Here is a 22,949-nt window from a genome sequence, read left to right as displayed (position 1 = left end):
AGTGCGGGAAGTACGAGCCCGACCTGAGCTTCGGGATGGCCAGCTCGATCGATCCTGCGCGGGTGTCCCACTCGCGGGTGCGGTAACCGTTGCGCCGGTTGGTCCGCTCCTCGCTACGCTCGCCGTAGCCGGCCCCGCACAAGCTGTCGGCCTCGGCCGACATCAACGCCTCAGCCATGGTCTTCACCATGGATCGCAACAAGTCGGGGTCACCGGTCTGGATCTGCTGTGCCAGCCACTGCTCGGGCGTCACACTGTTGTCCGCGGCCATCACGTGCCTCCTTCGATCTTGGTTTGCGCTTTCGAAGGATCACGCGATGGCCGTCGCCATTTCACGACGCCACGCCTGTTGACCAGGTCAAACTCGTACACCACTCCCGTGGACGCAACCCCCGTTCCACGGCCACCGCAGCATCAGCGGCCAACTCAACGAGCATTCCAGGCGGCAGCGGCGCCACCACGCGCTGCGGATCTTCGGGGACCGGCCTCAGACCTGCGAGCAGCACAGCCGAGACGTGCGCCGAACGAGTAAGGGCAGCGATCTTGCGCGTGTCCGGGGCGCAAGGGCGCATCGAGTCCACGGCGGCGCTGCGGGCCGTGGTGGCGTCACAATCGGCCAGCTCATCAAAGAAGTCCATCGCCGTGTCGTCGTCGAACGGTCCCTTGCCCCAGGTGCCCACAGCCCGATGATTCCACCAGGCCGTCTGCGGGACGATGCCGACCAGATCGCCCCCGCTCAACCGTTCGCATCAGGTAGCGGCGTCCCAGGCCGGTCGGATGGCGGCCTCCGGGGTGAAGAGCAGGACGATCAGCGGCGGCCCCGCTCCGATCGACAGGCGCGGCAACCCGTTCACCGGCCCGCCGCCGGTTCTGCCAGGTGGAGGGCGGCGGCCAGGATGGCGCCCAACTGGACGGCGACCAGCCTGCGCACCTCGATCGGCAGGCCGGGCGGGTCCGCTTCGGCTTGGCCGTACCACGTCTCGAATCGTTCGGCGAGCAGGTGCCGTTGCTCGCGGATCGCCGGCGTCAGGTTGCCCGCGGCGATCTCCGCGTCGAGCATGCGCAGGAACGTGCCGAGCAGGCGCAGCCGCATCAAGTGCAGCAGCTGGCGGTTGCCGAACTCCTCAGCGGTCGTGGCCGGGCGGTCCAGCCCGGGCCCTTCCAGCGCGGCCTCATCCAGCGCGACCCCTTCCGGCACGGCCTCGTCCAGCACGACCTCGTCCAACGCGGCCTCTTCCAGTTCGCCGAGCCTGCGGAAGGTCTCCAGGGTGTTCTCGGTCGAGCGGCGGAACGGCGAGCTCACGCTCAGGTCGCCGGCCACGGCCCGCATGGCCGCCTCGATGACGTCGATCAGCTCGCGCCGGGCCGCCGCTCCCTCGGCGAGGATCCGCCTGTAGCCGCGGCCGGTCGGGCTCTGGTCGGCCACGCGGTCGTCCGCCCAGGTCGGCACCTCGGTGGCCAGGTGGAGCGCGCCGAAGGCGGCCGCGTAGTCGGCGCTGCTGCCGCCCGCGCCGAAGGCCGGGCCCACCCGCGCCCCCGGCGGGGTCAGGTAGACGGCGGGGACGATCGGTTCGGCGCCGGGCAGCTCCGGCTCGCCGTGGTGCAGCGGGAGTCCTTCCAGGCCGGGCAGTCCGGCCAGCCGCCGCGCCAGTGTCGCATCGGGACGGTCGAGGTAGAAGAACGCGCCCTGGTACTCGCCGTTGTGCAGCGAGCAGACCAGCGACGGGCGTACCTCGTCCATGAGGCGCATCAGCGCCCGCGTCTCCGGCAGCGGGCGGTCGAAGCGGTAGTCACCGGCGGTGAGGGGGAAGGTCCATTCGACCTGGTCGGCCAGGTCGGGACGGTAGAAGTGCTCGGCGTAGGCGCGGCGGTCGCCGGGCTTGCCGTACCAGCCCTCGTTCAGCCGGGCCCCGTCCGGATCCGCGCACGCCACGATGTGCCAGCGAAGGCCCAGCTCGGCCCGGAGTGCGGCGTCCTCGCAGAGCAGTTCGATCAACGTGAGCGCGGTCACGTTCCCGACGGGCTCGTTCGGATGCGGCCCGGCGATGACCACCGCGTCCGCCGGGCCGTCACCGACCGTGACTGCGTACAGCGGCTCCCCCAGCCGCGAGGTCCCGATCCGGCGCGTCCGAATCAGGTCGGGATGGGTGGCCGCCAGCTCCCGCAGCTCGGCTTGGAGCTCGTCGACGGACGGGAATGCAGCGCGCTCGGGGACACGGCTCATGTACTCGGCAACATTCATAATGAGATTACGGTAATAATAGGATTATGAGAATGACAAGGGCGGAGGCCAAGGAGCACAACCGGCGGGCCCTGCTGGAGGCCGCGCGGCTGATCGTCGCCCGCGACGGCCACCGAGCCAAGCTGGAGGAGATCGCCGAGCAGGCCGGGCTGACCACCGGCGCCGTCTACTCACTGTTCGGCAGCAAGAACGGCCTGCTCATCGCCGTGGTCACCGACTACCTCGGCCCGCACTACGACGGCATCGAACAGGCCGTCCCGTCCGGCATGAGCCTCACGGAGGCGGTGGAGGTCTTCGCCCGCCACTACCACCGGCTGTGCGACGACCCCGACGCGCTGCGCCACCTGTCGTTCGAGATCAGCCTGCAGGACCTGGCCCTGCGCGACCCCGAACTGGCACCCCGACTCGCCGCCTCCGTCAAGGCACACGAAGAACGCCTGACCGCACTGCTGTCCGGCAGGCTCCACCACGGGACCGCCGTCACGTCGCGGCAGGCGCGACGCCTGGCCACGGCGCTGCGCGCGCTCCTGGTCGGACTCAGCCAAGGCGTCGTCCTCGGCCTCGCCGAGGCCGCTCCCGGAGACTACTTCGCCGCCACCGCCCGCGCCCTGATCACCCCGGACGTCCTCGGACCACCCTGACCTCACCGGCGGTGGCGCTTTCGAAGTCACGCCGGTAGACCGGATCGAGGGGCCAGGGCTCCAGAACCAGCAGCCCGCCACGGCGAGCATCGACTTTCACGGCGCGCTGGGGCCGGAACTGGCAGGTCCCGCCGCGCCACCCCGGCCTGGATAGGCAGCGTCGTCAAGGTCGTGACCGTCTGCCGCACCCCGTTCTGGCGAGCGCCGCGATGAGCTGGAGCGGCCCGGTACGGAAATCCATGACATGTCCGGGCCGGACAGCACCCGGCCGCCCTGTTCGGGTTCGCGCCCGCCACCGCTGCCGATCCCGGATTCACCACAGCCGTGACTACCATGCAGTTGGCGCAGCTGTTCGGCCGACCGGCGGCACTGCACGTCCAGGTCTGGAGCCGCGAACACTGCACCCCGCCCCCCGACGTCAAGCACCTGACGAACCACGACCTGTTCGGACATCAGCCCTATACCAGCGGCCCGCCGGCTCCACTACGCATCGACCGAAACCGTCGGACACGCCAAAAGCGCCCTCCCGGCCGACGAGCGGGCCGCCCGCCCTGTCGTCGCCGCTCATACCGCGCACCGATGCGGCACCGTCGGCGGCGTGGCGACCGCTCGGCGCGGGCATTCCATCTGCCTGCCGTACGCCCCCACCGCTTTCGTACAGAAAACCGGTTCCCACACGACGATCGGATGTGACCGCAATGCATGAGATCCCGCAACTGCTGGCGGAGTACGACCGGGCCCGCGCCTACACCGACCAGCTCTGGCGCGACCTGACCACCGAGGAATTGCACTGGCGTCCCGAGCCGGACTTCAGCCCCATCGGCTGGCATCTCGGCCACCAGGCCCACGTCGCCCACTTCATGGTCCGCAACCTCACAGCGGCAGAACCGAGCCCCGCACCGGACCTGGACGACCTCATGGACTCCGCCAACCCGGAGGCCAACCGGCTGCCCCTACCCGACCCCCGGCGACTGGCCGACTTCCGGGCCACCGTCGGCGAACGAGTCCACGCCCGCATGAACGCCATCGGCGCCGGAGACGTCGGCGCCCCCGCCCAGCTCAAGATCATCGCCCAGACCCTGCTCATGGCCATCATCAACCACGAGTACCAGCACGACCGCTGGATCGGCGAGGTCCGCAACCGCGACCTCGGTCACGCCCTGCCCGACGACCCCACCTCCGACCTGCTCACCACCGTCGACGGATACCTGGTCGTGTGCGGATGGAACCTCTGACACCGTCCGCATGCCGCTGACGGCCGCGCGTCGCTCCGTCCGACCGCGAACAATGCCCCTGGCGCAACTGGTACGGCGCGCGACTCCGACGACCCCACCACCATCGGCCCGGTGGACTCACCGCGCTCGTACCGCTCGGCGTGTTCGCCGGAACCGCAGGAGCGTTCCTGTCCCGGCAACGCGGCCCACCGGCCGTCGTCGCGTGATGATCGCCTTCGGGCTGAACGCCTTGGCTTTATCCCGTTGCGCAGATGGTCTGGAGTATTTCCGAGGTATTCGAGTCGATGGTGATCTGTCCGCGTGCCCGTACGCATCCCTTGTCCGTGCGGAGCATGCCCGCCCAATGATGGTCTCGGACGAAGGCCTCTTCGACCCGGCTGACCGTGCTGTCAGCTGAACGAATGGTTTCCAGCCGAATGAGAATGTCCTGGGACGGGTGGTTGATCAGAGAGCCGTGCGGGTTGAACCGGCTCCAGGCTGAGCCGCAGATCCGTGAATGCCTGAGTTCGAGGAGCCCGTATTTCACTGATCCGATCCAGACCTGCTCGCTGGCTATCGTGGCCGCGTCGGTGCATTCCGCTCGCATCGGATCGGCTCCGTCGATGGCAGTCTGCCCGGGACCAACGGAGAGCGGCAGCACATGCGAGGCATTGGTCCAGATCATCGGGGGCGGGCCGGCCGTCGAGAAGATCAACGCGAGTACGGTCCCGACGACCAGCAGGAGAACGGCGCCCATGATGACCACCGTCCAACGCCGCCTGCTCCTTAACCCTGCTCGTGGTCGAGGCGTTTCGACCGCGGCCATTACCTCGGATGCGAATTCCTGCGGAGCCGGGTTCTCGGCCGGAACAGGTCGGGGGGCGGCGATAGGCGGAGCGTTCCCGGACGTGCCCAGGTCGTGCCAGCGCTGTTTCCATTCCTCCATGTCGCCGCCGCAGGCGGCCACATAGGCGAGAGTCAATTCCAGAGTGGGAAGCTTGTGGCCGTCCGCCGCACGAGCGAGCGCGGCGGCGGAGTAATGGGCCTGTTTGGCGAGCTCACGATAAGCCGGCTTTCCAGCCTTCTCCCTCAACCGCCGCAGTTCGAACGCGAATGCCTGGACAGGGTCTGCGTCCGGGTCCAACTCCGTCTCAGGACGGGCCATCACCGCAGCTCCTCGTTGTCAAACGTTGTCTACGCGTTGTCTACGCGCCATGGTAGCCCTGGACGACAACCGTGACGATGAATCAGATTCGGACCTGGCAACCAGCAGGCCGTATCCCCGGTTCGAGTAGTGCCGTACGTGATGGCGAGACCTCGACATGCTGGACCGCTGGCGCGACGAGCAGTTCAACGCCCCGACCACCACTGCCACGAACACTTCATGGTCGGATGCGGCGACGATCTGCTCACGCATCTCCAGAGGCGACCCGGCCTCCCTCTCGAACGAGATCTGCTCGATCCCGCGCGTGAAAGGAAAGTGAAGATGGCTTGGTTCAAGCGGTCTGCGCCGAAAATGAAGGTTGAAGACATCGAGGATCTACTGATCCAAGCAGCCCACTCCTGCGAGGCGGACATTTCGCTGGTACCTGCGGCAGTAGCGCAAGCCAAGCAATCGGTCGAAGACCTGGAACGCCTGTCGGAAATCAGCGCGAACCAGCCGGTGGCCAGTCGGTGCTACATACACGCGGCCAACATCCTGTGGCTGGCGGGTTTTTTGCCGTTGGACGAGGCCTCCCGTTCGGCGCACCGGCTAATGGCCATCCACACGGCCACGAAAGCCGCCTCCGTCGCCGGAAAGATGGCCTCGCGGCCGGGTCTTGCGGCGGTCGGGCTCTTCCTTTTCGGCAGCGCGGAATTGCTGCTCGGCAAGTTCCTCTTGGCCGAAGGGGACGAAGATCGTGCGGTGACCTTCTGGGAAGGGGCCGTTGAGACGCTGTCAGGCCTTCAGAAGGCGGTTGGATCGCAAATCGACGCGAGCACCGTCGAGCCACTCATTGAAGCTCAGGGAAGGCTCGCGAACCTGTTGAGCCAACTGGGCAGACAAGAGCAGGCCTATCCGCTCGCCCTCGAAGCCGTCGCGATGTCCCGGGACCTGACGATCAAGAACGCCGCGGCCTTGCGTCTTCACAGTGGTTGCGCCTTGGGCAGGGCGCAGAATGACGAGAGCGGCCGCATGATGTTGCGCGCGACGGTGGAAACAGAGCGCGCCACGCACGCCGGCGAGAGACTGGTCTTCGCGATGTTCCAGCTCGGCTCGGCGCTGGGCGACGATGGGCAGTTCGCGGAGGCCGTCGGAGTATTCGAGGAAGCGCAGCGGCTCTTGCCCGTCACGGTAACCCAGAAACTGCTGGCCGTTACCAGCACAGACTTGGACAGGGGCTTGGCGCTGGCCCGCGCGCAGATAGGCGCCGGCTCATGACGGACGATCTTGCCGTCGAGCACCGCCGCGCAGGTCGAGCCCGATTCTCCGGCCCACCGATTCAGCCTCACTCGGAAAGCAGCCGATGACCACATTTGCCGGCCTGCGCGGCCGCAGAGTCCTGCCCGAGTCTCTGCACGCCGCCGCATTTCTCACTTACATCCTGGCCGCCGGATGGCTCACGGAGATGCTGTTGCTCATCTCCACCCCGAATCCCCTCTGCGAGAGGACCGATTCCTTCACTCCCGGGGCCTCGAATACCGGGGATCAGTGCTGGTCCCCCACGATCGACGGTCTTCCGCTTCAGGCGTTCTTCCTGCTCGGCGTGATGCTGGCAGCGGCTGGCGCCGGAGTTCATTGGGGGCTGCGCAGGGCACGCGAGTTGCTGAGTCTCGCGCTGGCGGCCCATCTGCTGACGGTGATTTTCGCGGAGCGCAGCAGCATCTCCGACGCCCTGTACGGAACCGGCTTCTTCAAGGTCGCCGCGAGCATCGTCATTTGCGTGGTCATCATCGTTTTGATGGCCAGCCGATCCGCGACCAGTTTTCATCAGGAGGCCGGCCGTACCCATGCGGAGGCGCTGGCCGATCCTGACAGGGCCGGCCACGCGACCGCGCCGGCGGTGATCTGGTTGTGCGTCACCTACTGCGGCCTCGCCGTGATCGCCATCGGCCACGTTCTGATCGAGCTCGAGGAAGCACAATACGCCCCGCCGCTCCTGATCAACGTCGTGATGTCGATCCTGGTCGCGCGTGGTCTGCTGAACGGACGTCTGTGGGCGCGGGCCTACACCCTCATCGTGTTCACCGCGGCCGCCCTGAGCGGCATCGCCGGGCTCGTGAAGACGCTGATCCTCGCGTCGGATCCGGTCACCCCCGAGTCGTCCGACCTGACGGGCGTGATCGTCACGTATGCGGCCGTGCTGGCCGTCCATTCCGGCTTGCTCTACGCCCTGAGCCTGAACTACGACACCACGGTCTTCTTCGCCCACGGCCGATGACCCGGCACCGCCTTCGCCCAGTGAAATACAACTTTGAGGCAGGAAATGAATAGAAGGAGATGGGCGGCCTGCATCGTCCGTTGGGGTGCCCGCATCGTGGCCGTCATCGCCTGGACCGGAATGGCGTGCGCGGCCATGGATGTAATAGCCGCCTACCCGTTCCGCTGGCTCGCTTCCGAAGCCGCCGCTTCCTGCGCGGCATTGATGGGCGAGCTGCGGAATGTTCTCGATGGGTGGCTGCTCGGTGTCCCGGAGTGGATGCACGCCACGCTGCTGGCGATGTTCGGGCTGAATCCCGGCCAGCCTGCCGCCGTCTGGCTGGAATTCCCGCCATGGCTGCTCCTCCTCGTTGTGGTCGGGCTGCTGCGCCGGCTCGCGCGAAAGCTCGTCCCCTGGTACGAGCCCGTCCGGCCGGCTCGGAACGGCGCACTGAAGGTCACGGCGAAGCTGGGCGTCAAACTGGTGCGCGTACTGGGTTTTCTCATGATCCTGCTGTGTTTCTTCGCCCTCATGGAGTGGGTGACGCTCGATGCGGGAGAAGAAGACCGTACCCCTGGCGCCGATTTCGTCTTCACTGTGTTCCTGACACTCATGGTCTGGACGTCCGAAATCTGGCTGCGCGAAGCGTGGCTCAACCGATGGGGTGTGCAGACCATGGCACGACTCGTCGACTCCGCCGAGAATTCGTATCTGATGCCGTTCACCGAATACCGGACCGAGTACGGCATGGAGGGTTACGGGACCTACCAGTACACCTCGTACCGGCCTTACCACGACATGGTCTTCCTGCTGGCCGGATCTCATCCGTTGACCGGAGTCCAAGTATTCTTTGTCACCCGCGACGTGCCGAAGAAACTGTTGACGGAAGTCCGGTTCGATCCCGACGACCCGAAGTTCAACGATCTCTGATCCAACAACCATCGCCGCTGGTCAGGGCGGTCGCAAGGCGTACGGTGCGGGACGCCCGAGCTGATCGCGTGCTCAGGCCCAGCACTCCCAGGAGTCGGGGTCGTAGAAGGTCTGAAAGCGGCTGACCGCCGCGGGGTAGCGGGGGTAGAGAACCCGGCACGCCGCATCACCGCTGATCTTCGCAGTACCGCAGTGCCAGCTGTACGCGTTGTCCCCGATGAGGTTGGCGGTCTGTCCGCGGGCAGTGCAATAGGCACGGAAGTCGAGGGCGCCGAGTCTGCCGTGGGGGGCGGTCCAGCACTGCCAGGTCGTGGCGTCGTTGAAGTCACCGATCCGGTTGGTGACCTTGGTTTTATAGGTCCAGGCGCAGACGTTCTGGGCATCAAGGCCCGCGCTGTTGGGATTGGTGCAGCGGTAGCCGTAACCCTTGTTCCGCTCGTTGTATGCCAGGTCGCCCTGACCGGTCTGCTGGCAGTACCCCGCGAAGTCCGGCTTCCCCAGCCACTGAGACTGGGTGGCCACCGCGGCCGGCTGCGGTTTCCGGGTATCGCCGACGTAGCGGGTCAGGGCATGGGCTCCGCCGCCGACGAGCGCGACGACCACGACGGCCAGCACTCCCAACCGCGCCTTCGGGGTGCTCCACCACCGAGCCTTTTCCCGCCGTTCCTCCGATATGGACGAATGCGGCTCCGGCAGCGGACCGGGATCCTCTTCGGACGCGCCCCGTACCGGTTGCCCAGAGGAGACGTGGATCGAGGCCGCCAGCCTTGCGGCCCACAAGTCCGGGTCCTCGCCCAAGACCTCCGCCAAGATCCGCACTCTCGGCTCGGTCAGACCTCTCTGGTACGTCAACATGCTGTGAATCGTCGAGCGGGGAAGTGTCTTTCCCGCATGTCGTGCCAACCGCTCCAGATCCCGGAACGACAATCCCTTTTCCCGCGCCGACTCCTGCAGTTCGGCGGCCAGTTTCCGCAGCGTGTTCGGCGCATCCGGCTCTTGCGTCATATCGCCCAAGGTTCTCCCCGTTCCGAGCCGCGCCCAGGGGGAGCCGCGCAACCCGCAAGAAGATCAGCGAACGGCTAATGGCATCTTTCTACCGGACCCCAACAAGCCTGTACATCCCCTTGCCGGCCGGGTGTCCAGGACGTCCAGGACGTCCAGGACGGCCCTGAAGGGGTGTGGACACGGGCGGTGCCGCGCATGCTTGCCCTGACACCGCCCTCCGTTCCTCCTCGCGCCGTGCGTGTTCTACGCCGGTGCCGCCTGGAGCGACGGAGCGGAGGGCGACCTCGCCGGCTGGCCGATCCGCCGGAACCATTCCCACCACGTCTGGAGATTTCATGCCTTCCAATCCGTCCTCGTCCGCTCCTCGTCCGACCGCAGCGCCCGCAACTACCGGCCGCCTGGCCGCCATCCTCACCCTGGTCGCAGCGGTCACGTTCGGGACCACGACCACGCCCGCTCAAGCCGACCCGAACCCGCCTGCGGAGCAGGTGCAACTGGTTCGCTGGGTCTGCAGCGAGATGGATCTACGCAAGCCGCTGTGCGACGTGGTCCAGTCGTCCCTATGGGCGGCCTATGCCACCGCCGATGAGGTCTTCCCGAACCAGAGCGGCGCCGATGACCAGCGCGACGCGCTGCGTCACTGTGTCTGGCAGGGACTCATGACGACCAAGATGTGGGGCAACGACTGGCTCGCCCGGGCACTGGGCGCGATACACGAAGCAGACGCCGTGCCCGATGCGCTCAAGGGCGTCGTCTCCGACACGACTCGGATGGACGTGTTCAACAACACCGTGGCCCAACGCGCCGGGCACACCCGCACCGACAAGCAGATCATCGCGTTCTGCATCGACCGCGCGAAAAACGCCGTCCCCATCACCCACGAGCAAGCGCGGGCCCTGGACCTCGACAACGCCCGCGACTACCTCGTCTATCTCCAGCCCCACAAGGCCGGTCGCGCCCGCGGCGCCGCCTGACTCGACACCACGAAAGGTAGGACACCCATGGCCTGGTGGAGCTTCTTGCGCCGTCCTGACGAGGATCCCAACAGCGTCGACAACTACATCGAGCACGAGCGCACCAACACGCTGTCCACCAACACCGACAGCACCTGGTCCGCCGAACAGTGGAACAGCGGTCACCACTCCACCTACAGCACCGACTCCTACGACCTCGGATCCACGGACTTCGGACACGGCGGCTTCGACACGGGCTCCGCCGACTTCGGTGGGGACAGCGGAGACGGCGGCGGAGACGGCGGCGACTGACGAACAAGGCGCCTGGGCCACAGCAAGGCGAGGGCGCCGGATGGCCGGGCGAAGTACGGCTCGGCCAGCACGTTGTCCTGATGCGGCGGGCTTTTTCACTGCGCGACCGCCGCATCATGCAGGCGAGCCGGTCAACGAAGGCCGGGCCGACCCTTCGCCATACGCCCGGCCGGTGATGGGGTCGGCCAGGCGAGCTCGTCGACCGCGAGCCACGGCGCGGCCGCCAGCGCCGTGGGCGTGAGCCCGGCGAACGTCATGACCTCACGGTGCAGATGCGACTGGTCGACGTACCCGCTCTCGACGGCCACGCGGGCGGCCGCGTGACCCGCGGCGAGCAGGTGGGCGGCGTGGTCGAAGCGCACCAGCCGGGCGGCGCGTTTGGGCGTGATGCCGAGCTGGGAACGGAAGCGGGACCACAGGCGCTTGCGGCTCCAGCCGACCTCGTCGGCCAGGCCGTCGACCCGCACCTGGCCCCGGCCGGTGAGCGTTCGCCGCCAGACGTGGGCGACCTGCGGGTCGACCGGCGGGTGGGCGTCCAGCCGCCGGGCGAGGATGTCGTGCGCGATCGCGAACCGTTCGTCCCACGACGTGGCGGCGCGCAGCCTGTCCTCGGCTCGCTCGGCGTCACGGCCCCAGAGGTCCTCGAGGGTCACCACCGTCCCGCTGAGCTCGGCCGACGCGCCGAACACCGCGGCCGCCGCGGCCGGCTCCAGCCGGATCTGGAGCAGCCGGCCCGCGCCCCGGCCGGTCGCCCGGAGGTCGCCGGGCAGGAGCCCGACCACGACGCTGCCGTGCTCGTGCCGGCCGGGGGTTTCGTAGGCGACGCCGGCTTCCCCGCTCAGGTCGACGAGCAGGGTGACAGCCGGGTACGCGACCATGGTGATGTCCACCGGGGACGGGACCGGGGCACGGTGGTCGAACCCGGCCATGCTGATGCCCGGCAGCCGAACCGGCGGGCGCGGGATCGCGACGTCCACCCGCGCCCAGTCAAGCGGTGTCCCGATCGGCAGCACATTCCCAGTCTAGGCATCAGGCACCACGGGTGGTCGCCGTGAAGTCCAGCAGCAGTTCGCCGGTCGTCTCGGGTGCTTCCAGCATGGGGAGGTGCCCGACGCCGGGCAGCAGCTCGACCCGCGCGTTCGGCACCGCGGCGTACTGGTGTGCCGACGACGGCTCCCAGCGGGGGTCGGCGCCGCCGAAGATCACCAGTACGGGGACCTGGAGTGCGACCAGCCGCTCGGGCACGCCCCGCTCGGCGATGTAGGCGGTGTTGTGGCGCAGCACCGTCCGCATCACGCGGTAGGTGATGCCTTGTACGTCGGCGACCACGTCGTCCGGCAGGTCCACCGGGCGCGCGGCCGTCGCGCCGATCCCCTTGCGGATCATCGCAGCCGAACGTCTCGGCCACAGCAGCGGGCCCAGCGGCGGGGCCAGCAGGGCCCGGAGGATGAACGGCTGCCGGCGGAGCGCGTCCGGACGTGGGCCGCTGCTGATCAGTGCGAGCGAACCAACCAGGTCGGGACGTCGTTCGGCCAGCGCGGTGGCGACGTAGCCGCCGCTGGAGTGCCCGGCCACGGCGACGTGACGGAGGCCGAGGTCGTCCAGCAGCGCCGCGACCTGGCCCGCCTGCGCGGGCACGTCGTAGGACGGCGCGGACGGGGACTTGCCGCAGCCCGGCAGGTCGACCCGGATGACGTGGTGGTGTGCGGCCAGCGCCGGGACCATCGGGCCCCAGAAGCCGCTCGAAGCCCCCGACCCGTGGATGAGCAGCACCGGCGGCGCCTGCCGCGGGCCGTCCTGGACCACGTGCATCCGCTGCGAGTGCTCGATGGCGTACTCATTCATACGGAAACCATGCATGGGCGGTCGGCTGCCGGTCTTGGACAAATGTTCCCGTAGAGAACCCGGCTCGGTGAGGTGTCAGCGAGCGAACGGGTACGGATCAGGCGAACTTGTCCAGTTCCGTGATGTCGTCGCCGGTCAGCTCGATCGAGCCGGCCCCGAGGTTGTCCTCCAGGTGGGCGACGGACCTGGTGCCGGGGATCAGCAGCGTCGCCGGCGAGGTCGCCAGCAGCCAGGCCAGCGCGATCCGGGCGCGGGTGGCACCGTGCCTGGCGGCGATCGCGTCGAGGGTCGCCTCCTGCTCCCCGGTCATCCGCAGACCCGGCGGAAGTCGTGATTTGTCGATCCCGGGGTTCAGCATGCCCGACACCAGCGGGAAGTACGGCACGAACGCGATGCCGTGCTCCTCGCAGTAACGCAGCACGTCCAGTGCGTCCCGGTCGAGCAGGTGGAACCGGTTCTGCACGAACGTCACCGGAGCCGTCTCGCGGGCCGTGGCCACCTGCTCCACCGTGACGCCGCTCAGCCCGAGATGGCGGATCAGGCCGCGTTCCCTGAGCCGGGCGAGCGCGCCGAACGACTCCTCGAACGGGGTCTCGGCGGGGAACAGCATGCCGTCCCCGCCGACCCGCAGGTACACCAGGTCCAGCCGGGCCAGGCCGAGGGTGGCCAGGTTCTCCTCGACCTGCGCGCGCAGCGCCTCAGGACCGGCTTCGGCGTTGAACGTCTTGTACGCGTCCCGCACCACGCCGACCTTGGTGGCGATCACCAGGCCTTCGGGGTAGGGATGCAGCGCCTCCCGGATCAGTTCGTTGGCGACGTGCGGGCCGTAGGCGTCGCTGGTGTCGATGTGCTCGACGCCCAGCTCCACCGCCCGGCGCAGCACCGCGAGTGCGGCGTCCCGGTCGGCGGGCGGGCCCCAGATCATGGGGCCGGGCAGCTGCATGGCACCGTAGCCGAGCCGGTTGACGCTCAAGCCACCGGCCGCTCGAAACCGGCCGGCGCGGGTGACGGGGTCCTGACTCACTGTCGGCCTCTTTCTCGCGGGGGAACGCGGGTCGGATGTCCTGGACGCCGGGCGACGTGATTCGTCGTCGCACCACCGCGCGGGAGACGGCGTCCGCCGCCGAATCACCGCGGATGCGCACGTCCGGACTACTTGACGACGAGTATCAAGTACTAGACAGTGATCGTCAAGTACCCGCTCCGCCCCGGCTCACGGGAGGTGCCCCCGCACCAGGCGCGCCGGACGTCGCGGGTGGCGCGAATGTCGGCGAGCGGGTCGCCGTCGATCAGAACCAGGTCGGCGCGCGGCCCCGGCTCGATCGCGCCACGGTCGGCCAGACCGGAAGGCCCGAGCGACGATGCGCGCCCCGGCCTCGTGCAGCAGGCCGACGGTACGGCGGGCGCGGTGGGACGTCGCGACGTTCTCGAAATCGCCCGGTGCGCGAAGTCCGGCCGATCACCGCGAATACCGTCCCCGACAAGTGGCGCGAATTCGTCCGCGATTGGCGGGCGCGCATCCGAGCCGGGTTGAGGAGGATGGGCTGACGTGGCGCGATACCGGCCAGGAAGCCAGTGGACGGTAGGCCACGCACGGTTTCGAAGGAGAGACGAATGAAAGCCGCGGTGTTCTACGGCAAGGAAGACCTCCGGATCGAGGAGGCGCCTGAGCCCACCCCCGGACCGGGACAGGTGAAGGTGCGCGTCGCCTACGCCGGCATCTGCGGATCAGACGTGCACACCTACTTCAGCCCGGAGTCGAACCCGTTCGACCTGGAGACCCCGCACCCGCTGACCGGGGCCAAGCTGCCGCAGATCCTGGGGCACGAGCTGGGCGGCACGATCGTCGAGCTCGGACCGGGGGTCACGGGCGTCGAGGTCGGGGATCGCGCCGCCGTGCACCCGATCGTGGCGACCTGCGGGGAGTGCGCCTCGTGCCGCGGCGGCGTCCCCATGACCTGCCGGTTGATGGCCTCGCTGGGCACGAACGCGAACGGCGGAGGTCTGGCCGAGTACGTCGTGGTCGGCGTCTCGCAGCTGCACCTGATCCCGGAGGGCCTGGAGCTGCGCATGGCGACGCTCGTCGAACCGATGGCGGTGGGCTGGCACGCGATGGTGCGCAGCGGCGTGCGGCCGGGCGGAACCGCGCTCGTCCTCGGGGCCGGGCCGATCGGCATCGGCGCATGGAACGCGCTGCGCGCCCGGGGCGTGGAGAAGCTGCTCGTGTCCGAGCCGAACGCCGAGCGCCGCGCCGCGATCGCCGCGCTGGGGGCCCGGACGATCGACCCGGTCGCCGACGACCTCGCCGCGGCCGTCGGCGAACTGACGGGCGGCGAGGGCGTGCAGGTCGTCATCGACGCGGCCGGAGCGCCCGCCGCCTTCACCGCGGGCGTGGCGAGCCTCGCGCCCGGGGGCCGGATGGTCGAGGTCGCCGCGTACGAACGACCGGCCGAGATCCAGCCGACCGATCTCATGATCGGCGAGCGTGAGATCGTCGGCGCCGTCGGCTATCAGCCCGACGACTGGGACGGCATCATCGCGGCGATGGCCCAGGGCGGCTACGAGACCACCGGCTGGGTGACGGAGCGCGAGCTCGACGACGTCGTCGACGCCATCCACGCGCTGCGTGCCGGTCAGGGCTCGAAGATCCTCATCCGCATCGGCTGACCGCCGTCCCCGGCGCGGGCCAAGAACATCCTCGGACGACAGTCACCAGAGCGGAGCACTCGCATGACAGACGCCATGGCGCTACCACCGTACGACCCCGAGCTGCTGGTCGCCGACCGCACCCTGTTCACCCCGCTGATCACCGATCACGAGGTGTTCCAGGCGCTGCGCGGCGCACCGGAGATGACCATCGAGATGTTCCAGGAGCAGCTCGATCAGCACGATCTCGTGCACGAGGAGCGCACCGTCCCCGTCCCCGGCGGCGAGATGGTCCTGTCGATCGTCCGGCCGCGCGCCGCGACCCAGCCGCTCGCCTGCCTGTACGACATCCACGGTGGCGGCATGATCCTCAGCAACCGGTTCTCCGGGCTGTTGCCCGAGGTGTTCCAGTTGATCACCGGCAACCAGCTGGTCCTGGTCTCCCCCGAGTACACGCTCGCGCCCGAGGCGCGCGCGCCGCGTGCCGCCGTCGAGTGCCACGCCGGGCTGAAGTGGGTCGCCGAGCACGCCGCCGAACTCGGGCTCGCCGCGGGACGGCTGATCCTGAGCGGCGCCTCCGGCGGCGCCGGGATCGCGGCCGCCGTCGCGCTGATGGCACGCGACGAGGGCTCGCCGTCACTGCTCGCCCAGCTGCTGCGCTGCCCCATGCTCGACGACCGTCACCGCACGGTGTCGTCGCGCCAGTTCACGTCGGCGAACGGCGCCTTCGACCCGTGGCCCAGCGAGACGAACCGGTTCGCCTGGGATCTCATCCTCGGCGAGGGGCACGAGGATCGCGAGGTCAGCGACTATGAGTCGCCGGCCAGGGCGCAGGACCTCAGCGGCCTGCCGCCGACCTTCATCGATGTCGGCGCCAACGAGGTGTTCCGCGACGCCGCCGTCGCCTACGCCTCGAAACTGTGGGAGTGCGGGGTGAGCACCGAGCTGCACGTCTGGCCTGGCGCCTACCACGCGTCCGACTTCATGGTGCCCTCGGCACCGGTCTCGCGCGCGGCGTCCGCCGCCCGCGACAACTGGATCCGCCGGATTCTCGGGACGGCCTGAACCCGCCTCGGGTCGCCCGCGAAAGTGGCCCGCGGGAAGGGGCCCGCCGCGGGCGACCCGGCGGGTCCTGAGCAGGGCGTTACCCCGCGTATCCTGGGCTTTGAGATTGGACGGCCGGGATCATGCTCGAGATCACAGCGCGTGTGTCGGCGTTGGCGCCAGAGGCCGCCAACGCGCTGAAGGTGATCGCCCATTTCGACCGGCTCGTTCAGGGCGGCGCGGGCATCAACGCCATCGTCCGGGGCGCTGCCGTGCTCTCCGGCCGGAACGCGGAGTTCATCGACCGGGTCAACGACGTCCGGCTCAGCTTCACCCCCGACGGAGCGACGGCCGCGACCGAGGTCTTCCCCACGCCGGGCACGCACGTCGCGTCGAAGGACGGCTCACTGCGCATCGGGCTCGCCGCAGGCGGCGACGAGGACATGGGAGAACTGCACGCCCTCATCCTCGAACGGGCGCTTCTCGCCGCGTCGACGACGCTCGGGCGGCCGCTCGACGCGCGCCCGAGGGACCGGGAGGCGTGGGTCCGCGTGCTCATCGACGAGAACGCGGACGCCGACACCCGCACGAACGCGCTCCGCAACCTCGGGCTGTCGGAATCCAGCGCCCTGCGGCTCGTGGCCACCGACGAAGGCCCCCTGCTCGCCGAGCACCCGGAGGACGCGGCGGACGTCCCGCGCCAGATCGGCGCCGCACGGGCCGGCATCGGGCCGTGCGTGCCCGCACGGCGCGCGTCGGAGTCATGGCGGCGAGCGCGGGTGGCGTTGCTGCTCACCGCGGACGGAACTCCCGACGATCCAGGCGAGCGGTTCGTGAACGCGGACGACGCCGGATCGCTGATCGAGATCGTCGAGGCGCTGATCACGACGAAGACCGTGCCCGCCGACGTGGTGGCGATCGAGCGCGCCCACGAACACGCCTGCTGGGCATACGAAACCCTCGACGCCGTCTCCCGGGCCGGCAGCCTGAGGGCCGGGGCCTCGCTCCTGCACGTGCACCATTCGACCCTGCAGGAAAGGCTCACCCGGCTCGAGCAGCTGCTGGGCTGGTCACTGACCAGCCCGCAGGGCCGCACTCGTGCACTGCTCGCGCTGAACATCCGCCGCGCGGTGCGCTCGACACGCGGCTGACCTTGGTCGCGACCGCTTCGCGCCGGATCTCAGGGGGGGTGCGAAGCGCTCGGTACGGCTGCGGATGTTCACCGCCGTCCGGCGATCGCAGCCGCGATCAAGGCCGAGCCGACCGCGGCGCCGGTGGTCGTCCAGCCGGATCCAGGGGCGGTCGGCGCCGAGAGCGCGCTCGGCGCCGACCGCCCGGTCAAGCGACGTCGGTGATCAGCAGGTCGTCGAGGTACACGCTGTCGTTCGCGGTGCCCGAGCTGCCGTAGAACTCGAGCTGTACGGTCGCCGTCCCTTCGGGGGCCGTGACGTAGCCGGTCGCCTGCTGCCAGCCGGCGGTCAACGCTGTCAGCGGTACCAGATCGGTCTTCAGGAGCGTCTGGCCGGCGTCGAACCACTTCATGCGGAGGGTCACCCCCGAGACGGCGCCGGTTCCCTGCCGTCCCCAGTAGCTGACGAGCTTGTCACCGGCGGCGGCGGTGAAGCCCGGCCAGTTGGACAGGGCGATCCCCCAGCCAGGACCGCCGGTAAGGGTGACGCCCAGGCTGCCGGTGCCGGAGTGGGCGGCCTGGGTGGACACGGCCACGTCGGCGGAGTACCAGGACTGCCACTTCCCCACCGTCGGTCCCGCCCCGGCGGTGTCGGCGTCCACGAGGTTGGGGCCGTCCGGGGGCGGAGTGTCGGACGCGGGGCCGACCGTGAAGTCGTCCAGGTGGACGACGCTGCCCGTGCTCCCGGCGCCGTGCAGCGTCACCAGCGCCGTCGCGGTCCCGGCGGGCGCGTCGACCAGGGCGGACGCCTCCTGCCAGGTGCCGGTGAGCACGGGCAGCGTGACGTCATCGGTCTGGAGGGTGGTCCCGCCGCCGTCCAGCCACCTGACCCTCATCTTCGGCTGGAGATTCGTACCCGATCCGAGCTTGCCCCACAGGCCGATCCTCTTGGGGCCGGGGGTCGTCCGGAAGCCCGGCCAGTTGCTGGTGCCCACTCCCCAGCCGGACCCGCCGGTCACCTCGACCCGCAGACCGTACCTGCCGCCGTGGGCCGCGTCGGTGGAGAGCGTGGCCGTCTCGGAGTACCAGTCCTGCCACTTGCCCATGGACGTCCACAGCCTGGCGGTGTCCTCGTCCAGGTCGCTCGACCTGATCGGCGCTCCGCCCGCGTCACCGTCGAAGGTGCTGCCGACGTCCTGGTTGAACGGCGCGGCCCGCCACGAGTTGAAGGAGACCGTGTCGCCGTACCCCTTCGCGAACCGCCAGTCGCCGTGGTACCGGTTGTCGTGGAACTTGTTGTTGTTCTCGAACATGACGTCGTTCAGCACGTCCGCGGCGGTGTAGGGCGACCACGGGATGTCGTTGAGGCCGGCCGCGATCAGCGCCTGCGCGCCGCAGAAGGGGCCGGCGCACGGCACGACGGTCTTGTCGAAGCGGAACTCGTTGTTCCGAACCTCGATGTTCTTCGCGTGCCAGCGGCAGTCGGTCAGGTACGGCTCGTTCTCGACGCTGGTGTAGCAGGGGTGGCTGCTGTTGATCGGGTTGGCGTGGGTCTTGTCGTACGGCTTCGGAATCTGCGTCGGCCTGACCAGCGGCGTGCAGTACCCCGAACTGGTGTTGCCGTTGGAATTGCAGAAGCGGTCGGCGTTCTCGAAAATCGACACGCCGGAGAAGTTGTCCTGGATCAGGTTGTCGTAGATGCGGATGGCGGCGGCGCCGCTCACCGTGCTGGCCAGGCGGGAATCGCCGCCGGACTCCGACAGGTAGATGGCCGGGCCTGGCGAGCCCTGATTGCGCCGGCCGCTCTCCCACGCGTTGCGGGTGATGGTGTTGTTGCGCATCGTGGCGTTGTAGCTGATCTCGTACCAGATGCCTTCACCGTCGTTGCGGTCGATGAAGTTGCCCTCGAAGAGGAAGTCGATGTTGTTGGTGTCCGCCCACAGGCCAGGGCCCTTGTTGTCGTGCACGTAGTTGTTGGTCACGCGCGCGCCGTTGACGTCCCAGAACTTGCCGCCGCCGGTGCAACCGCACCCGGAGACCCGGCTCTCCCAGTCGTCGGTGTTGTTGCCGACGATCTCGTTGTGGTCGAGTACGAGGTTCTTCTGGGACGAGTCGTTCTCCACCGGCGGACGGTAACCGCCGAAGCCGACCTGCCCGTTGTCCTTCAGACAGTTGTAGGACACGACGTTGTTGCTGCCGATGTAGATGCCGGCGCCGTCGTTGTTGGAAATGGTGTTGTAGGAGATCGTCCAGTTCGGGGCGGTGTCGTGGTTGACGACCCCTTCGTTGAAGTTGCGATTGTCGCTGGGGTCGTCGAGGCCGAAGTTCTTGATGGTCAGATATTTGATGGTCACGTTCGCGACGTCGCCGACGAACGCGTACTTGTTGAGCCTGCGGCCGTCCATGATCGCGCCGGGGCCGCCGATGAAGGTGGTGTTCTCGACCACGTTGATGTGGTTGTACTTGCCGGTTCCGAACGTGTGCACTCCGGGCGCGAACCAGTACGTCGCGCCCCGCTGGCCGAAGTCGAAGTCCTCGTTGTCGCCGGCCGGAACCGTGATGGCCCCCGCGGGCGGAGTGGACGGCCCGGTCAGTACGTCGGCGTTGCCGCAGATCAAGGCGGGCGCCGAGGTCGGCCAGGGCGGAGCCGCCGCGGCGGCGGCCTGGCCCGGAGGGGACACGATCACTCCCGCGACCGACAGTGCCATCAGCACCATCAGCGCGGTCAGCGCAGAGATCGGGGGTAATTTCACCATCTTGCCTTTCAAGCTTTGAACCTCCGCATCGGACATCGCCACGTTGCGGAGAGAGACTAGGGCCGGTAAAGGGTTCCGCGACACCGGAAGTCACTGGGCTCGGTAGATCTGAAATCCCTTCCGGCTGTCGTGGCAGGGGCGGCCGGCACGCAGCACGGCGCCCTCGTCGTCCCGGGTGGATGCCGGGGAGAAGACGCACCGGTACCTGAACCGCTCCCGCGATCCCCGCCGCTCGCCTGACGGCCTGCCCGCCGACGGCGTGGGCCCGGCGTCGAGGATGACGAGTGTTCTGCGCATCGGCCGATTCTCCTGTTGCTTGCGAGCATTCCGGAGCGCACTCGCGCGCTTCCCCTGGCAAGATCGCGGGTGGGGTGTGCAGAACGGCTGCAAGAAATCTGCAGTCACGAATCCGGGATCACCGGCGGCCGAAGGCGCGCACCCGTGCCCGCGCCGCCGGCCTGGGCGGCGCCCGGTCGTAGTCGCCTCTCCCCCGTTCGGTGAGTGTTACGTGCACGCCAGGGGAAGTGAGATCAGGCCCCGGAGCAGACGCGCACAGGTCAGGCCACGGCCTCCGAAAAGCAAGCGTCTCCTTTCGTAGGCATCTAAAGAGGACAGCACGCGGATAGGTTCCGGCTCGGCTGCGTATCGTTGACGTATGTCGCAGCGGCTACCAGCGGAAAGGCCGATGCCGGACGGCGGTGGTCCCGGGCGGGACACTTCGCGCGCGGCCGAGGACGTGGCGGCGGCCGTGGACGAAGCCCTGCTCGACGCGGCGGCCCGGACCGGGGCCCACCTGGCCGCGCTGTACCTGCTGGACGAGGCCGAGCACATGTTGCTGATGGAGGCCGAACTCGGCCTGCCGACCTGGGGCGCCAAACCCTGGGCGCGGATCAGAGCCGACGCCGACGCCCCGGTGGCCGCCGCGGTCCGGCTCGGCGAGCTGATCTGGGTGTCCGGCCCTGACGACATGGCCCGCAGGTTCCCGGGCACGGCGCTGTCGGTCCCCTACGCCTACGCCATCGCCGCCGCGCCCGTCTCCGGCGGCGAGCGGACGCCCGGATCGTGGGCACTGATCTGGCCCGCCACCCACCCGGAAGACCTCTCCCCGGACGAACTCACCACCATCAACAGCACCAGCCGGCGACTCGGGCGGCTGGTGACGGACGCGGCGGAGTCCGGCCATCGGCTGCGGGCCGTGGGACAGCCGCGCGCGCTCACCTCGCGTGCCCCCGCCCTGGCGGACGCCCAGCAGGCCGCGTCCGCGCTGGAGTGTGTCGACCGCTTCACCGATGGCATCGCCGCCATCGACATCGAGGGCCGCATCACCTTCTGCAACCCCGCCGCGACGCGGATTCTCGGTCTCGCCGGCATGCCCGCGCTGGGCTGCCGGCTGTGGGACCGGGTGCCGTGGCTGCGTGATCCGGTGTTCGAGGATCGCTGCCGGGCCGCGCTGATCGGCCAGCAGAGCGACTCCCATCTCGCCGGTCTCCCCGACGGCCGACGGGTGGAGGTCCGGCTGTATCCGACGCCGTCCGGCATCAGCCTGCGCCTCACGCCCGCCGAGACGGACGAGCCCGTCCCGGTCAGTGCCCCGGACGACGAGCCGCTGCCCCTGGGCGACTCCCGCAACCACCTGCACCTGGCCTCCATCCTGACCCGGGCGCTGGACGTGGGCGAAGTCGTCGACCTGGTCGCCGACCACGTCATCCCGGTGTACGGCGTCCACGCCATGGCCCTGCTGGTGGCGGAGGGCGACGTGATACGCGTCGCGGGCTCGCGCGGATACAGCCGTGAGGTGCTCGACCGGTTCGACAGCCTGCCCATCACGCTGCTCACCCCCGCCGAACGGGTCATGCGGACGGGCCGCCCGTTGTTCTTCGGCAGCTGGGAGGAACTCAGGAACGCCTACCCGGACACCGAGCGCGTCGACGACGCGGCCGCCTGGGCGTTCCTGCCGCTCACGGTGTCGGAGCAGCGGATCGGCGTCTGCCTGCTGGCCTTCACGCACCCGCACGGGTTCAGGCCCAAGGAACGCGCCACGCTCAGCGCGCTGGCCGGCCTGATCGCCCAGGCGCTGGATCGCGCGCTGCTGTACGAGATCAAGGACCGGCTGGCCCACAGCCTGCAGACCGCCCTGCTCCCGCGCGCGTTGCCGCAGGTCGAAGGCCTGCAGACCGCCGCCAGGTACGTGCCCGCGACCCGCGAGGCCGGCATCGGCGGCGATTTCTACGACCTCATCGACTCCGACGACGGCGTGATCGCGGCCGTCATCGGTGACGTGCAGGGCCACAACATGACGGCAGCGGCGCTCATGGGCCAGGTCCGCACCGCCATCCGCGCCTTCACCGTCACCGACGCGGGCCCGGGCGAGGTGTTGCGGCACGCCAACCGCCTGATGATCGAACTGGGCACCGACCTGTTCACCAGTTGCCTGCTCGTCCACGTGGACCTGCGGCTCCGTACGTTCTGCGCGGCCAGCGCGGGCCACCCGCCGCCCCTGCTCTGCCTGCCGGAGCGGCACACCGAGGTCATCGACGTACCCGTCGGGCCGCTGCTGGGCATCGACTCGGACGCGGATTACCCCACGGTGAACGTGCCCTTCCCGCCGCAGGCCATCCTCGTGATGTACACCGACGGCCTCGTGGAGGTGCCCGGCGTCGACCTGGACCACAGCATCGACGCTCTCACCGAGCACCTCGCCCGGGCCTGGGCCGAGCCGTTGCGGCAACTCACCGACACGCTGCTCGGCCACAGCCCGACCGGCCGCAGGCACGCCGATGACATCGCGTTGCTGCTGCTGAAACACGACCAGTCACCGACCGCGTAGGCGG

The 22,949-nt window shown here is 69.1% G+C and carries 22 protein-coding genes; 12 read left to right on the top strand and 10 right to left on the bottom strand.

Annotated features, from left to right (window positions below):
* From HII36_RS26890 to HII36_RS26880, 3 genes are all read right to left on the bottom strand, one after another.
* Positions 1-271 (bottom strand): transposase (locus HII36_RS26890; RefSeq protein WP_173526032.1); only part of this gene is annotated, 271 nt, incomplete at its 3' end.
* A gap of 61 nt (positions 272-332) precedes the next feature.
* Positions 333-680, bottom strand: coding sequence for a DUF4259 domain-containing protein (locus tag HII36_RS26885; protein ID WP_173526031.1), 348 nt, complete (start codon positions 678-680; stop codon positions 333-335).
* A 170-nt stretch (positions 681-850) separates the two neighbouring features.
* The gene (locus tag HII36_RS26880; RefSeq protein WP_173526037.1) at positions 851-2,224 is read right to left on the bottom strand and encodes a M14 family zinc carboxypeptidase; all 1,374 of its coding nucleotides are present in this window, start codon (positions 2,222-2,224) and stop codon (positions 851-853) included.
* Between the two features lie 50 nt (positions 2,225-2,274).
* Between HII36_RS26880 and HII36_RS26875 the strand changes: the two genes are divergently transcribed.
* Both HII36_RS26875 and HII36_RS26870 read left to right on the top strand, forming a co-directional pair.
* Positions 2,275-2,883, top strand: a complete 609-nt coding sequence (locus HII36_RS26875; protein ID WP_173526030.1) for a TetR/AcrR family transcriptional regulator — start codon at positions 2,275-2,277, stop codon at positions 2,881-2,883.
* 698 nt (positions 2,884-3,581) lie between these two features.
* Entirely contained in the window at positions 3,582-4,118 is a 537-nt protein-coding gene (locus HII36_RS26870; protein WP_173526036.1) for a DinB family protein, read from the top strand.
* Between the two features lie 235 nt (positions 4,119-4,353).
* Here HII36_RS26870 and HII36_RS26865 read toward each other — a convergent pair whose 3' ends face one another.
* Positions 4,354-5,262, bottom strand: coding sequence for a DUF2690 domain-containing protein (locus HII36_RS26865; RefSeq protein WP_173526029.1), 909 nt, complete (start codon positions 5,260-5,262; stop codon positions 4,354-4,356).
* Positions 5,263-5,419: 157 nt separating this feature from the next.
* Between HII36_RS26865 and HII36_RS26860 the strand changes: the two genes are divergently transcribed.
* From HII36_RS26860 to HII36_RS26845, 4 genes are all read left to right on the top strand, one after another.
* A complete protein-coding gene (locus HII36_RS26860; RefSeq protein ID WP_173526028.1) occupies positions 5,420-5,581 on the top strand; it encodes a hypothetical protein in 162 nt (53 codons plus the stop codon).
* A gap of 2 nt (positions 5,582-5,583) precedes the next feature.
* On the top strand, positions 5,584-6,519 hold the full coding sequence (locus HII36_RS26855) for a tetratricopeptide repeat protein (protein WP_173526027.1): 936 nt from the start codon (positions 5,584-5,586) through the stop codon (positions 6,517-6,519).
* An 85-nt stretch (positions 6,520-6,604) separates the two neighbouring features.
* A complete protein-coding gene (locus HII36_RS26850) occupies positions 6,605-7,519 on the top strand; it encodes a hypothetical protein (protein WP_173526026.1) in 915 nt (304 codons plus the stop codon).
* A gap of 96 nt (positions 7,520-7,615) precedes the next feature.
* Positions 7,616-8,428: a hypothetical protein gene (locus HII36_RS26845; RefSeq protein WP_173526025.1), complete on the top strand. Its 813-nt coding sequence runs from the start codon at positions 7,616-7,618 to the stop codon at positions 8,426-8,428.
* 72 nt (positions 8,429-8,500) lie between these two features.
* Here the strand turns inward: HII36_RS26845 and HII36_RS26840 are convergent, their stop codons facing one another.
* Positions 8,501-9,433, bottom strand: a complete 933-nt coding sequence (locus tag HII36_RS26840) for a hypothetical protein (protein WP_173526024.1) — start codon at positions 9,431-9,433, stop codon at positions 8,501-8,503.
* 335 nt (positions 9,434-9,768) lie between these two features.
* Here HII36_RS26840 and HII36_RS26835 point away from each other — a divergent pair, with 335 nt between their 5' ends.
* Both HII36_RS26835 and HII36_RS26830 read left to right on the top strand, forming a co-directional pair.
* Positions 9,769-10,407 carry a DUF6973 domain-containing protein gene (locus HII36_RS26835; protein ID WP_173526023.1) on the top strand — a complete coding sequence of 213 codons (639 nt, stop codon included), beginning with the start codon at positions 9,769-9,771 and terminating at the stop codon, positions 10,405-10,407.
* Positions 10,408-10,434: 27 nt separating this feature from the next.
* Positions 10,435-10,698: a hypothetical protein gene (locus HII36_RS26830; RefSeq protein ID WP_173526022.1), complete on the top strand. Its 264-nt coding sequence runs from the start codon at positions 10,435-10,437 to the stop codon at positions 10,696-10,698.
* A 131-nt stretch (positions 10,699-10,829) separates the two neighbouring features.
* On the opposite strand, the gene HII36_RS26825 is transcribed toward HII36_RS26830, so the two are convergent.
* The 3 genes from HII36_RS26825 to HII36_RS26815 all read right to left on the bottom strand — a co-directional run bounded on the left by HII36_RS26825 (position 10,830) and on the right by HII36_RS26815 (position 13,567).
* Complete coding sequence (locus HII36_RS26825; protein WP_328807911.1) at positions 10,830-11,711, bottom strand: helix-turn-helix domain-containing protein; 882 nt, start codon at positions 11,709-11,711, stop codon at positions 10,830-10,832.
* Positions 11,712-11,727: 16 nt separating this feature from the next.
* Positions 11,728-12,543 carry an alpha/beta fold hydrolase gene (locus HII36_RS26820; RefSeq protein ID WP_173526021.1) on the bottom strand — a complete coding sequence of 272 codons (816 nt, stop codon included), beginning with the start codon at positions 12,541-12,543 and terminating at the stop codon, positions 11,728-11,730.
* Between the two features lie 97 nt (positions 12,544-12,640).
* On the bottom strand, positions 12,641-13,567 hold the full coding sequence (locus HII36_RS26815) for an oxidoreductase (protein ID WP_173526020.1): 927 nt from the start codon (positions 13,565-13,567) through the stop codon (positions 12,641-12,643).
* Positions 13,568-14,157: 590 nt separating this feature from the next.
* Between HII36_RS26815 and HII36_RS26810 the strand changes: the two genes are divergently transcribed.
* From HII36_RS26810 to HII36_RS26800, 3 genes are all read left to right on the top strand, one after another.
* Positions 14,158-15,210, top strand: a complete 1,053-nt coding sequence (locus HII36_RS26810; protein WP_173526019.1) for an alcohol dehydrogenase catalytic domain-containing protein — start codon at positions 14,158-14,160, stop codon at positions 15,208-15,210.
* A gap of 63 nt (positions 15,211-15,273) precedes the next feature.
* Positions 15,274-16,254 (top strand): alpha/beta hydrolase, encoded by a 981-nt coding sequence (locus HII36_RS26805; protein WP_173526018.1) that lies wholly within the window; start codon positions 15,274-15,276, stop codon positions 16,252-16,254.
* A 122-nt stretch (positions 16,255-16,376) separates the two neighbouring features.
* Positions 16,377-17,384: a helix-turn-helix domain-containing protein gene (locus tag HII36_RS26800; RefSeq protein ID WP_173526017.1), complete on the top strand. Its 1,008-nt coding sequence runs from the start codon at positions 16,377-16,379 to the stop codon at positions 17,382-17,384.
* A 187-nt stretch (positions 17,385-17,571) separates the two neighbouring features.
* On the opposite strand, the gene HII36_RS26795 is transcribed toward HII36_RS26800, so the two are convergent.
* Positions 17,572-20,130 (bottom strand): right-handed parallel beta-helix repeat-containing protein, encoded by a 2,559-nt coding sequence (locus tag HII36_RS26795; RefSeq protein WP_173526016.1) that lies wholly within the window; start codon positions 20,128-20,130, stop codon positions 17,572-17,574.
* A 78-nt stretch (positions 20,131-20,208) separates the two neighbouring features.
* Positions 20,209-20,415, bottom strand: coding sequence for a hypothetical protein (locus HII36_RS26790; RefSeq protein WP_173526015.1), 207 nt, complete (start codon positions 20,413-20,415; stop codon positions 20,209-20,211).
* Between the two features lie 358 nt (positions 20,416-20,773).
* Here HII36_RS26790 and HII36_RS26785 point away from each other — a divergent pair, with 358 nt between their 5' ends.
* On the top strand, positions 20,774-22,945 hold the full coding sequence (locus HII36_RS26785; RefSeq protein WP_173526014.1) for a SpoIIE family protein phosphatase: 2,172 nt from the start codon (positions 20,774-20,776) through the stop codon (positions 22,943-22,945).
* The last annotated feature ends 4 nt before the right edge of the window (positions 22,946-22,949 follow it).

The sequence above is a fragment of the Nonomuraea antri genome, assembly GCF_013283785.1.
GTDB lineage: Bacteria > Actinomycetota > Actinomycetes > Streptosporangiales > Streptosporangiaceae > Nonomuraea > Nonomuraea antri.
This window is presented reverse-complemented; position numbering and strand designations above follow the sequence as displayed.